The 12,599-nt window shown below is 62.4% G+C and carries 11 protein-coding genes; 5 read left to right on the top strand and 6 right to left on the bottom strand.

Features of this window, described 5'->3' with window-relative positions; genetic code table 11:
* Positions 1-92: 92 nt before the first annotated feature.
* The 5 genes from MKD49_RS07200 to MKD49_RS07220 form a co-directional block, all read right to left on the bottom strand.
* Positions 93-578: a spore coat U domain-containing protein gene (locus MKD49_RS07200; protein WP_252695906.1), complete on the bottom strand. Its 486-nt coding sequence runs from the start codon at positions 576-578 to the stop codon at positions 93-95.
* A gap of 26 nt (positions 579-604) precedes the next feature.
* Positions 605-2,908, bottom strand: coding sequence for a fimbria/pilus outer membrane usher protein (locus tag MKD49_RS07205; RefSeq protein WP_252695907.1), 2,304 nt, complete (start codon positions 2,906-2,908; stop codon positions 605-607).
* Entirely contained in the window at positions 2,905-3,639 is a 735-nt protein-coding gene (locus tag MKD49_RS07210; protein ID WP_227022720.1) for a molecular chaperone, read from the bottom strand. The genes MKD49_RS07205 and MKD49_RS07210 overlap by 4 nt, the downstream gene beginning before the upstream one ends.
* Positions 3,640-3,887: 248 nt before the next feature.
* Positions 3,888-4,376 carry a spore coat U domain-containing protein gene (locus MKD49_RS07215; RefSeq protein ID WP_204726493.1) on the bottom strand — a complete coding sequence of 163 codons (489 nt, stop codon included), beginning with the start codon at positions 4,374-4,376 and terminating at the stop codon, positions 3,888-3,890.
* 63 nt (positions 4,377-4,439) lie between these two features.
* A complete protein-coding gene (locus tag MKD49_RS07220; RefSeq protein ID WP_209535934.1) occupies positions 4,440-4,694 on the bottom strand; it encodes a hypothetical protein in 255 nt (84 codons plus the stop codon).
* A gap of 154 nt (positions 4,695-4,848) precedes the next feature.
* On the opposite strand from MKD49_RS07220, the gene MKD49_RS07225 reads away from it, so the two are divergent.
* The 4 genes from MKD49_RS07225 (at position 4,849) to MKD49_RS07240 (ending at position 9,558) form a co-directional block, all read left to right on the top strand.
* The gene (locus tag MKD49_RS07225; protein ID WP_252695908.1) at positions 4,849-6,651 is read left to right on the top strand and encodes a CHASE3 domain-containing protein; all 1,803 of its coding nucleotides are present in this window, start codon (positions 4,849-4,851) and stop codon (positions 6,649-6,651) included.
* A 38-nt stretch (positions 6,652-6,689) separates the two neighbouring features.
* The gene (locus MKD49_RS07230) at positions 6,690-8,153 is read left to right on the top strand and encodes an ATP-binding protein (protein WP_034334328.1); all 1,464 of its coding nucleotides are present in this window, start codon (positions 6,690-6,692) and stop codon (positions 8,151-8,153) included.
* A complete protein-coding gene (locus MKD49_RS07235; RefSeq protein ID WP_008329401.1) occupies positions 8,154-8,804 on the top strand; it encodes a response regulator transcription factor in 651 nt (216 codons plus the stop codon).
* A gap of 292 nt (positions 8,805-9,096) precedes the next feature.
* The gene (locus MKD49_RS07240) at positions 9,097-9,558 is read left to right on the top strand and encodes a response regulator (protein ID WP_121045665.1); all 462 of its coding nucleotides are present in this window, start codon (positions 9,097-9,099) and stop codon (positions 9,556-9,558) included.
* Positions 9,559-9,639: 81 nt separating this feature from the next.
* Here the strand turns inward: MKD49_RS07240 and MKD49_RS07245 are convergent, their stop codons facing one another.
* Positions 9,640-10,296: a Crp/Fnr family transcriptional regulator gene (locus MKD49_RS07245; RefSeq protein WP_252695909.1), complete on the bottom strand. Its 657-nt coding sequence runs from the start codon at positions 10,294-10,296 to the stop codon at positions 9,640-9,642.
* A gap of 289 nt (positions 10,297-10,585) precedes the next feature.
* Between MKD49_RS07245 and MKD49_RS07250 the strand changes: the two genes are divergently transcribed.
* Entirely contained in the window at positions 10,586-12,547 is a 1,962-nt protein-coding gene (locus tag MKD49_RS07250; RefSeq protein WP_252695910.1) for a long-chain fatty acid--CoA ligase, read from the top strand.
* Positions 12,548-12,599: the final 52 nt, after the last annotated feature.

Raw genomic sequence — 12,599 nt, forward strand, 5'->3', positions numbered from 1 at the left:
ACCCTGTCAATTTTCGTCAGGGAAAACCTGAATCGCAACGAGAACGTTTATCAAGCTCATCAGCAATTCTCCACCTGCTTTGTCGGTTCCGCTCAGTAGGTGATGAGCACCGTCAGCGTATCCAGATAGCTGCCAGCCTTGACGTTCTGGCTGCCCGGTACGCGCCCGTAGACGGTGTAGGACCTGCTCACCGGCGTGAGGACCTGCAGCAGGTAGCCGTCGCTGACGAAACTGGTGCTGGAGGAACCATCGCCCCACACGGAGGTGTGCGCGGCGTCGCGATACGCCTGGTAGTTGAGGCTGTTGGCACCGCTGAGCATCTTGCGCTGGGCATAGGCACCGCTGCTGCCTGCGCTGAGCTTGACGGTATAGGCGATCAGCAGCGATGCAGTCGCCTGGCAGGTGACGGTGATGTTGCCGGTGTTGTCGAGGTTGCTGCTGGATTGCGGGTCGTAGAGGCCGAAGGACACCGGATTGGACGCCGCCGAGCAGAGTTGCTGGGCCTGCGCCGGACCAGCGGCCAATGCGATGAGCAGCGCCAGCGCAGCCAGGGACACGGAATGGATAGTGTTCTTCATGTGCTCTCCACGATGCAGGCCGCCCTTCAACGGCAGGTCACGATTTCATTGCTCATGCCACCTTCGCTGCGTGCCGGCGGCGTCAGCATGGCCTGGCAGCGGGCTCCGGACGGCAGCAGTACGTCCAGCGTGTTGACCGGCCCCAGTTCCTGCAGATAACTCACGCCGTCATAGCCGACCGGTGCCTGCAGGCCGCTCTCGCGCACGCGGATGGAGGAGCCGAGCGGGATGAATTCCCCCGCGGCGTCCTTGAGGATGATGGTTACGTCCGAGGCGCGCCGGGCGTTGAAATGCACCACCACACCGGAGCGGTCGCGCGGCTTCACGTATTGGTCCGACTGGTCCAGTTGCAGGGTCAGCGGCAGGTCCAGCACGTCCACCGAGATCTTGTTGACGTCATAGGCGCGCAGGTCGGTCAGCAGCAACTGGCCGTTGTCGTCGGTGCGGCCGGCGTAGCGATTTTCGTTGTAGATGCCGACATTCTTGACCCCGCTGGCATTGACCACCGCGAAGCTGTCCTCGATCCAGTCGGTGGCGAAGGCGCTGCCATCCATGAAGGCCAGCGCACCGCGCGCACCCAGGCGCTGGCTGGTGGCACCGTTCGATTGCGAGGCTGCCGCGCTGACGCTGCCGTAGCGGCTCTTGTAGTTGAGCTGGCCGATGCGCTGCCGATAGCTGCCCTCGGTATCCTGCAATTGCCAGCCGAGATCGCCGATGGCCACCGTCGAGCGGCTGGCTTGCAGCGTGCTGGTGCGCTGGCCGTTGTTGTTGCTCACGCTGGCACCGGCCACGTCGCGGCCGCCGAAGGGGATGATCAGCCCGATGGTGGCACCGTAGCCGCTGCTGCGAAAGTCGCGATAGGCCGTGAGATAGAAATTGGACGTGTTGCCGACCGATTTGAACCAGGTCACCGTCACGGTCTCGCTGTCTGCCAGATTGCTGGTGCCGAGGTCGGTGAACAGCAGCGGACTCTTGCTGCGCGCATAGGCCATGCTCAGCGAGCCGTATTCACGCAGGTTCAGGCCCAGCGTCGCCAGCATGGCGCTGCGCGAGACCGGGGCCCCCTGCAGCGCACCGATATCCTGATAGCCCCGCGTGGACTGCGTGCGCGACAGCGACAGGCTGACCGGATCGGCATTGCGCTCGATGGCCAGCGAGACTTGCTGGCCGGAATTGCCCTCGCTGCTGCTGGCCGCCAGCGAGCTGGCCAACACCGCGCGATTGCCCAGGTTGAAGACCGCGCCGCCGCCGGCCAGCTTGAGACTGCGCATGGCTTCGGCATGCCCTTCCAGGGTGAGCCAGTCGCTCATCCCATGGCGTGCCGTGCCGGAGAGAGCGAACTGTCCATAGTCATTGCTGCGCAGACCGTAATTGCGCCGCACCCAGCCGCCTTCGGCCGAATAGGACGACAGTCCCGGTTTCAGCAGCCGGTCGGTGGCGTAGAAGTTGATGGTGCGGAAGGTCTGCCGCCCCAGTTCGTCAGTCACCGCCACGGCGATATGGCCGGCTCCGCTGGCGATGGGCGGCTGGCGGATCTCGAAGGGACCGGGCGGCACCGGCTGCGAGAGCTGGCGCACGCCGTTGACGAACAGGTCGACGGTCGAAGGGACTACCGTTTCGCCGCCCAGCGACGGCGTGGGAAAACGCACCAGGTCCGGCCGCAGGTTGAAATCCGATGCGTACTGGAAACCGCCCAGACGCACCGAGCGGCTCCAGGCCAGGCTGCTGTTGATGACATCGCCCAGGCGATAGCGGGTGAGCGTGGCCGGGTCCGAATAGGTGTAGGTCGATTCCAGCCGGGCCGACACCCCGCCGCTATTGCCGGTATAGCCCAGCCCGGTAGAGCTGAACACGCTGCTGCCGGAGAACCAGCGCGCATCGAACAGTCCGCCCAGCGCGTGCTGGTTCTGGCTGCTGGACGCCAGCAGGTCGTAGTTCAGCACCAGCCCCTGTCCGCCGGGTGACAGGGGGACCTTGCTGGCGATGCTGGCGGCGTCGATGTCGGTGGTGTTCATGAAACGGGCCGGGACCATCAGGTTGATCTTGGCACCGGCCTCGTCGAGGTCGACTGCCGTCGTGAGGGCGCGCAGGGCGATCAGCTCCTCATCCGCGCCATCGACGCGCAGCTTGAGGCTGCGCAGTTCCGATGCCGTGGCATACAGTGCCTGCTGGCGGCGCGTGAACTGCGCTACCAGGCTGGTGTTGCGTCCGTTGATGGAAACCTCCAGCAACAGGATCTCGTCACCCGGCTCGGCAGCCCGCGCCAGCGCCACCATGGCCAGGCACCCGGCCAGGATGAGGGAAGCAAACCAGCGTGCCGTGCGAATCAAGGTGCCACGGTGAGTTCGGCATCAATCGGCCCGGCATCGCTGTTGGCAGTCAGCTTGACTCGGCTGCCCACGGCAAGCGGGGTGTCGCTCTCGATCAGGTATTGCCGGGTGATGCCGGCCAGGGTGTAGGGATTGCCCCCGCCCGGCGCGCTCAGTTTCTTGCCATTGGGCAGCGTCAGCGCCAGGTCCAGCAGGCGTGCGCGGCGGTTGCCGCTGTTTTCGACCAGCAGGCGCAAGGGCTTGCCGGCGCGCAGCTGATACTCCAGCTGGGCCTTGGGCGCGGTGGACGGTGCGATGAACACCGGCATGGAAATGCGGAATTTGAAATTGATGGTGGCTCCCTCGGTGGCGGCGGGGATTTCATCGATCAGCAGGCGATAGGCGATCTCGGTCGGCGCGGCAGGCTGTTTGGCCACCACCCGGATCACTTGCGAGGCACCGGGGGCCAGATTGAATACGGGGGGACTGAGGATCAGGTTCTGCGTGGGTTGCAGCTCATCCTTGCTGTCGGCCTGCTGCCAGTCATAGGCGCGCAGTTGCAGGGAGACATTGTGATTGTCGTTGTTGACGATCTTGATCACGCCGGCCGTGCGCGAGGACGACAGCTCCAGCACCACCGGAGCGATCTCGAAATTGGACGCGTGGGCCGCCTGCCATCCCCCCGCACTTGCCAGGCAAGCCAGCGCCATTACGCGCACCAGCTGCCCCCCTATGGATGCTGATCTCGTCACGCTGCGACATCTCCACTCTGGTTGTCAGATCGTTGTCAGTTTTTTGCTAGATTAAAACGAAACAGGTCAAAAAGTGTGAAGAAAGTTGCAAGCCAGCCACAGAATGTGATCAATAATCAACAAAAAATTTGCTCATCAGTAACTTGGTGGCGCCAGCGACAGCGGTGCGGGCAAGAAAAATGGCGCGTCTCCGTGAGGAGTCCGCGCCATTGTGTTGGCCTGCCGTCGCTGCGCCGGCGTACTCCGAATCAATAGGACAGGGTGATGGCCACCACGTCGCTGTAGCTGCCCGCACGGGCGGTCTGGCCACCCGGGATGTAGCCGTAGACCGGGATGTTCTGGTTGCTGCCGTTGCCCACCCCGGCCACCGTATCGCTACCAGTGCTGTTGCCCCAGGAACGGGTGCGCGCAGCATCCTGATACAGGCCGTAGTTGAGGGTATTGACGCCATCGGCAGTGCTCAGCTTGCGCGTGGCGACGTTGGCACCGCTGCCGGTGCCGGCATCCAGGCTCACGGTGTAGCTGGTGCCGTTGGAACAAGCCACGCCGATCTGCGCATTCTGCTGCAGGGCGCTGGCTGCATAGCTGCCGAAGGGCAGGGCGGCGCTCTGGACCGCGCATTGCGAGGGGACGATGGCGGAAATTTCCAGGTTGCCGGTGGAGGAAACAGCCAGTGCATCCAGATTGATGCAACTCAGGAGGCCGGCAGCCAGAAGCAGGGAATGTGAATTTTTCATCGAAATACGCGCCGGCAGAGCTCGGGCCCAAGCCCGGAAAAAACGGGTAAATATCGGAATCTATTATAGAATTAATTCGAATAAACAATAGGAAAATGCCGGATAGCTGGGCTTGATGCGCATCGCATGGCGCATTTGCGCAACAGCGTTTTCCACGAATTTGAAGATGTTGGTTCCATTTGCTGACAGAAAGAAAACAGTTGATATCGGATAGGCCGTATTCCGGTATCGGGACAGGCAGCAAGGAGACACTTCAGCCGCCCCCTCACCACCCTGGCGCAGACAGGTTGGCCGGGCTGCTGCGGGGGGAATGGCCACGCCGCATCCAGGTGCGTGTGCATGCGCGGTTCCCGGCAACACACAGTATGAAAAACCCGAGCAGCCTGCTTCAGGCGTGCTGCATTCGGGCGGGTGGTCGGGTAACCGGCTCGCAAGCCGGAAGCGTGACTGGCAGACCAATGAAACGTGAACCATGCCGATAACCAGACAAAGCGGACTGGCCCGCGCCAGCACCGGCATTTTCTTCCTGCTGGCCCTGTTGCTTTCGCTGGGCGTGGCAGCTTTTTCGTACCACAGCGTGCGTGACTTCGAGCGGCGTGCCGTCTGGCTGCAGCATAGCTATACGGTGCTCAACAAGCTGGAAGAAGCCAACTCGACCCTGCGCGACGCAGTCAGCAGTTCGCGCGGCTTTGCGCTTTCGGGTGAGCAGGAATACCGCAACAATTTCGAGACCGGGGTGCGTCATGTCAACGCACTGCTGCAGGATCTGCGCCGCCTGTTGAGCGACAACCCGCGGCAGGCCGGCTTGTTGAGCCAGACCGAAGACCTGGTGATGCAGCGCCTGACGCTGTCGCGCCAACTGATGGAACTGAGCCAGGAAGAGGGCCGCGCGCGCGTGCTGGAAGGCAGGGAACTGGGGGAGCGCATCCGCAGCGGCTTCGAGCAGATGAAGGGCAACGAGAACGCATTGTTGGCCACGCGCGCGCATGACACGGCCATGAGCGCCAATCTGACCATTTTCATGGTCATCAGCGGCAGCCTGCTCAGCATTGCCTTGCTGCTGCTGGTCTATCGCAAGCTGCGCAAGGAAATGTCGCGCCGGGTCGAGGCCCAGCAGCGCGCACAAGCCTATTCGGACGAGATCGAGGATCTCTACAACAACGCGCCCTGCGGCTATCACTCGGTCGACGAGACCGACAAGCGCATCATCAAGATCAACGACACCGAACTGAAATGGCTGGGCTACACGCGCGAACAGGTGGTGGGCCGCATGACCCAGGCCGACCTGCTGGCCCCGGCCAGCGCCGCGCGCTACGAGCGCGAGCTGCAACCCCAGTTCCTGCTCAGGCGCGAGATCAGTGGCATCGACCTCAACTTCCGCCGCGCCGATGGCAGCGAATTCACCGCGCTGGTCAATGCCACTGCCATTCCCAGCCGCGACAACAGCAAGCTCATCAGCCGCACCGTGATCTACGACATCTCCGAACGCAAGCGCGCCGAGGAAGAGATCGAGGCCCTCAATGCCGACCTGGAGCGCCAGGCCCAGCACCTGCACAACGTGAACAAGGAGCTGGAGAGTTTTTCCTATTCGGTCTCGCATGACTTGCGCGCGCCGCTGCGTGCCATCTCCGGCTATGCCATGATCCTCGAAGAGGACTACGCCCACGCCATCGACGAGAAGGGGCGCGAGCAGTTGCAGGTGATCCGCCGCAACGTGCGCAAGATGGATGCGCTGATCAACGACCTGCTCAAGCTGGCCAAGTCCACCACCGGTGAACTGACCTTGCAGCGCTTCTCGATGGACGAACTGGTGGCGCAGGTGGTCGCTGGTCTGCAGCAGGAAAACCCCGGCGTGATCTTCGACGTGCCGCGTCTGGAAGGTGCGGTCGCCAATCGCGGGCTGATCGCGCAAGTATGGGAAAACCTGCTGTCCAATGCCGTCAAGTTCAGCAGCAAGAGCGAGCAGCCGCGCGTGTGCGTGACCATGCAGGCCAATGCGGACGAATACGTCTATGGCGTCCATGACAACGGCGTCGGCTTCGACATGCGCTATGCGCACAAGCTGTTCGGTACCTTCCAGCGATTGCATCGTCAGGAGGAATACGCCGGCACCGGCATTGGCCTGGCGCTGGTGCAGCGCATTGTGGTGCGCCACACCGGCCGGGTCTGGGCCGAGAGCAAGCCCAGGGAAGGGGCCAGCTTCTACTTCGCGTTGCCGCGCAAGGGTGTGCTGCCCAGCCTGGGCGAAGCGCGCCGATCGTCCGATGAGAATTGAACCGACTCAACCGTGAGCCTGAAGGAGAACAAGGTCCCATGAGCATTCCGCTACGCGTACTGTTCGTCGAAGACATGGAAGAAGATGCCGTGCTGATGGTGCGTGAGCTCAAGCGCGGCGGCTTCGATCCGACCTGGGAACGGGTCGATGACGAACAGGCCCTGCTGGCGGCGCTGCAGGCGCAGCGCTGGGACATCGTCATCTCGGATTACTCGATGCCGATGTTCTCCGGCGTCGAAGCCTTGAAGCTGGTCAAGGCCGACAATGACCAGACGCCCTTCATCATCGTCTCCGGCGTGATCGGCGAGCAGACGGCAGTGGAGGTGATGAAGGCGGGGGCTCAGGATTACTTCCTGAAAAGCGCCATCGCCCGCCTGCCGCACGCGGTTGACCGCGAGCTGCGCGACGCCCAGGCGCGGCGCAAGCAGCGCGCCAGTGCCCAGGCCCTGCGCGAGATGCAGGCGCGCTTCAATGCCTTCATGAATGCGGCTCCCATGCCGACCTGGATCAAGGATGCGCAGCTGCGCTACAGCTACGTCAATCCGGCGCAGTCGGCCTTCTACGGCATGACCCCGCACGACATGGATGGCATGACCGATGCCGAGCTGATGACCACGGGCGGGGCCGAAGCCTCGCGTGAGTACGATCGCAAGGTGCTGGAAGAAAAGTGCGAGCTGCACACCCAGGAGACCGTGTTCGACCACAACCACAATGCACGCATCCTCGACGTGGTGCGTTTCCCGATCAGTGGGGAAGGCAAGGGCGACATGGTGGCCGGCCTGGCCATCGACGTCACCGAGCGCGAACAGTCGCGGCGCGAACTGGAACTGGCGATCCAGCGCCAGCAACTGCTGTCCTCGCGCGTGATCGAGGTGCAGGAGCGCGAACGCCAGCACCTGGCGCGCGGCTTGCATGACGACGTGGGACAGTCGCTGACCGCCCTGAAGATCAACCTGGAAACCATCAAGAAGACCGGCTCGCTGGAAGGCCCGTCGCTGCAGAACGGCATCGACATCGTCACCGCCGTGCTGGCCCAGGTACGCAGCCTGTCGCTGGACCTGCGCCCGCCGCAGCTGGACAATCTGGGCCTGATCGCCGCGCTGCGTTCCTACGTGGAGCAGAAGTCCAAGCTGGCCAACGTGAACGGCTGGTTCGAGAGCAGCGGGCATGATGAAGAATTGCACCACGACATCGAGAACACCGCCTTCCGCATCGTGCAGGAAGCCGTCACCAACATCCTGCGCCACGCCAAGTGCCAGAACATCTGGGTCAAGATCGACCGCCAGCAGGACCAGGTGTACCTGAGCATCCGCGATGACGGAAAAGGTTTTGACATCGAGCGTGCCCGCAGCAATGCCATTTCCGGCACCAGTTTCGGCCTGCTCAACATGGAAGAGCGGGCGGTGCTGGTAGGCGGTTCCATGGACATCACTTCGGCGCCCGGCGCAGGGACGGAAATCGTCATGCACCTGCCGGTCGCCCCCATCGTAAGGAGAATGTAAATGCTGACCCGAATCATGCTGGCCGACGACCACGCGCTGGTGCGCAGCGGCATCAAGGCACTGCTGACCGCCATGCCGGGTGTGGAGGTGGTGGGCGAGGCGTCCGACGGTGCCGAAGTCATCGAGATGATCCCGCAGCTGAAACCCGACCTGGTGCTGCTGGACATCGCCATGAAGGGCATGAACGGCCTGGAAGCGCTGCGCCGCCTGCGGGGCGAGTATCCGACCATCCGCTTCCTGATGCTGTCCATGTACGGCAGCGAGGAATACGTCATGCAGGCCTTGAATGCCGGCGCCAACGGCTATCTCTTCAAGGATTCGGCCGCCACCGAGCTGGAAAAAGCCCTGTATGAAGTAAAACATGGGCGCCAGTACCTGGATTCGCACATCTCGCGCGAGGCGCTCGATAACTATATGAAGCGTGTTGCACAAAACGGCACGCCGGTCGAAGTGCTCACCCCGCGCCAGCGCGAAATCCTGCAATTGATTGCCGAAGGCAACAATACCAAGGAGATCGCCTACCAGCTCAACGTCAGCGCCAAGACCATCGAGACCCACCGGGCGCAGCTGATGGAGCGCCTGGACATCCGCGATGTGCCCGGCCTGGTGCGCTATGCGATTCGTACCGGCATTGCCACGCCGGACAAGTGACAAAAAACCTGAGTGAAGAGATCTTCACATTCAGGAAATTTCTGATTTTTTTTGAAAATGCCTGTGCAATAATCCCCTGACAGTACGGAGATCGGCGTCGGTACTGGTTTCAAGCAGACCGCCGAGGCTGGAACCAGGCCGCAGGGCAGTGGCAGCAGTGAAATGCACTGCCCGCAGCTGCGTCGGGGATGGACGGGGCAGGCGGCAGCAACGCGATGCAGGGTGGCCGGGATGTGGTCATCCAGACAAGAAGTGTTCCAGCTTGAAATTAATTGAAGAAAGCGATCCATCCATGGATATCGAGCAATATGACATCATCCTCGTCGACGACAGCCCGGAAGTGGCTGAGTTGACACGCCTGGCGCTGGGCAGCCGCAAGCTGGCTGACAAGCTGACCTGGTTTGCCGATGCGGAGCTGGCGGAGGAATTCTTTTTCCAGGGGGAATATGCGAGCCGCAAGGATCTGCATCCCTACCTGATCCTGCTGGACCTGAACCTGCCGCTGATGAGCGGCCACGATTTCCTCAAGATCATCAAGTCCAATGCCGCCACCTCGCACATTCCGGTGGTGATGTTCTCTTCTTCCGACGACCAGCGCGACATCAACCAGAGCTACGAACTCGGTGCCAATGGCTACGTGGTCAAATCCACCGATCCCAAGGAATTCATGGGCACGGTGGCCGATACCGGCATTTACTGGCGCAACCGCAATCGTCCGGCGCGCGGGGATGAGCCCGCCCGGCCCACGCCCTGAGAGAGCGACTGTACCCCAACGAAAAAGCGCGGCCAGGCCGCGCTTTTTTCATGTCAACAGGTTCCGGACCGGAGCTGCGTTTCATCCCGGAAATTGCCGCAGCCCTTCCAGGTCATTGATGGTGATGCTGCCGTAGTCCACCTTCAGCAGGCCGGCCTTTTCCAGCACCTGCAGGGCCTGGTTGGCGCGCTGGCGCGAGGTGCCGGAGAGGTTGCCGACTTCTTCCTGCGAGATCTGCAAGTTCAGCCCGATGCCGGGATTCAGATAGGGATTGAACAGCGCCGCCAGGCAGCGCGCCACGCGGGCATCCGGCTCCAGCATGCGGTCGTATTCCACCAGCGAAATGAACAGCGCCAGGCGCTCGTTCAATTGCGTCACGAGAAAGCGGTTGAAGGGAATGCTGTTGTCCAGCAGCCAGAGATAGGTGGCCTTGGGCATGTAGAGCAATTCACTCTCGCGCAGCGCCACCACGTCGTACTTGCGCGGTTCGTCCTTGAGCAGCGAGCCTTCGCCCAGCCAGCCGCCATTGGCCATGCCGGCGAAGGAGACGGTCTTGCCTTCGGGCGAGACGCTGCTCATCTTCAGCAAGCCCTCGTGCACGCCGATCCAGTGCGCCACCGGATCGCCCTTGCGGCAGACGTAGCCCCCGGCCGGGATCTTGCGGCTGACCACCTCGGCCTCCACCCGGGCCAGTTGGTCTTCGGTCAGCGCCTGCGCCCAGATGCTCTTGGACAGCATGCGTCGAATTGATGTCTCCATGATGATGCGTCGCAATATCGAAAGTTTTGTCAATTGTCGGTGAGATGACATCCACTGGCAACCACTGCCTCTACTATCATCGCAAAAAAGGCCCAGGCAAAAGTCTGGCCAATCATAGAGACAGGACAGCTGGCATGCCCGACACAATGACTGCCGCAGTAAGAGCAGCGTAAGCCTGGCGGCACAGACTGATCCGACACCGGGTTCGTATCCTCATGCAATTCCATGAAGGAAACGGATCTTTCGAACCTGCACAAGAAGGTGGGAAATGGTGGAGACGAGACAAGACAAGGAAGCCGCGACCTTTCCGCGGCTGCTGCTGGCGCATGCCCAACGACGGCCCGAACGGGCGGCCTTCCGCGAGAAGGACCTGGGCATCTGGCAGACCACGACCTGGCGCCAGGTGGCCGACGAGGTGCGCAGCTTTGCCTGCGGCCTGGCGGCCCTGGGATTCAAGCGCGGCATGAGCCTGGCCATCATCGGCAACAACTGCCCGCGCCTGTACTGGGCCATGAGCGCGGCCCAGGCGCTGGGTGGCATGCCGGTGCCGCTGTACCAGGATGCGCCTGCGGCCGACATGGCCTACGTGCTGGCCGACGCCAACGTCGACTTCGTCATGGCCGAAGACCAGGAGCAGGTCGACAAGGTCTTCGAGATCAAGGAAAACCTGCCCCGCATCGCCCACGTCATCTATGACGACGAACGCGGCATGCGCAACTACCACCAGCCCGAGCTGCTGTCCTTTGCCCGCGTGCAGGAACTGGGCCGCGCTTACGAGCGTGCGCATCCGGGTTACTTCGAGCAGGAGGTGGCGGCGGGTTCGCCCGATGACGTGGCCATCATCCTCTACACTTCCGGCACCACCGGCAAGCCCAAGGGTGTGTGCCACTCGCACCGCGCGATGATCACCACGGCCACCACGCTGGTGGAGTTCGATCACCTGGATGAGAACGACGACATCCTCTGCTATCTGCCGCTGGCCTGGGTCGGTGACTTCCTGTACTCCTTCGCCCAGCAGCACGTGGCCGGCTTCTGCCTCAATTGCCCGGAGTCGCCCAATACGGTGATGACGGACCTGCGCGAGATCGGCCCGACGTATTACTTTGCGCCACCGCGCGTGTACGAAAACATCCTCACGCAAGTGATGATCCGCATCGAAGACGCCGGCTGGGTCAAGCGCAAGATGTTCCATGGCTTCATGAAGGTGGCGCGCCGCGTCGGCATGCGCATCCTTGATGGCAAGCCGGGCGTGTCACTGGTGGACCGCCTGCAATACGCCATCGGCGACCTGCTGGTGTATGGACCGCTCAAGAACGTGCTGGGCATGTCGCGCCTGCGCGTGGCCTATACCGGCGGCGAGGCCATCGGGCCGGACCTGTTCGACTTCTATCGTTCGCTGGGCATCAACCTCAAGCAGCTCTATGGCATGACCGAGACCTGCGTGACGGTGTGCATGCAACCCTCGGGCGACGTCAAGCTCGATAGCGTGGGCCGCCCCATGAAGGGCGTGGAAGTGCGCATCGATGCCAATGGCGAGGTACTGGTGCGCTCTCCGGGCCTGATGAAGGAATATTTCAAGCGGCCCGATGCCACCGCCGAAGCCATCGACCAGGAAGGTTATTTCCACACGGGAGATGCAGGTTTCTTCGACAGCGACGGCCACCTGAAAATCATCGACCGCGCCAAGGATGTCGGCAAGATGGCCTGCGGCAGCATGTTCGCGCCCAAGTACATCGAGAACAAGCTGAAGTTCTTCCCCTTCATCAAGGAAGCGGTGACCTTCGGCAATGGCCGCGAACAATGCATGGCCTTCATCAACATCGACATGGATGCCGTGGGCAACTGGGCCGAGCGCCGCAATCTTCCCTACAGCGGCTATACCGACCTGGCCGCCAATCCGGCGGTCTACGACCTGGTGCGTGAATGCGTGGAAAAGGTCAATGCTGACCTGGTGGCCGATCCGCTGTTGGCCGATTCGCAGATCCATCGCTTCCTGATCCTGCACAAGGAACTCGATCCCGATGACGAGGAGCTGACCCGCACCCGCAAGGTCCGGCGCGGCTTCATCGCGGATAAGTATGCGGTCCTGATCGAGGCGCTCTATGCGGGCCATGCGTCGCAGTACATCGAGACCCAGGTCAAGTTCGAGGATGGCCGCCAGGGCATGATCTCGGCCGACCTCAGGATTGCCGACGCCAAGACCTTCAAGACGCTGCAAAGCGCCGCCTGAGCAGCACGCAGTCCCGTCCCGGCGGCCTCGATGCCTCCGGCTTGCAGCGTAG

Origin of the sequence: Herbaspirillum sp. WGmk3 (assembly GCF_023952535.1) — a bacterium.
GTDB classification, from domain to species: domain Bacteria; phylum Pseudomonadota; class Gammaproteobacteria; order Burkholderiales; family Burkholderiaceae_D; genus Herbaspirillum; species Herbaspirillum huttiense.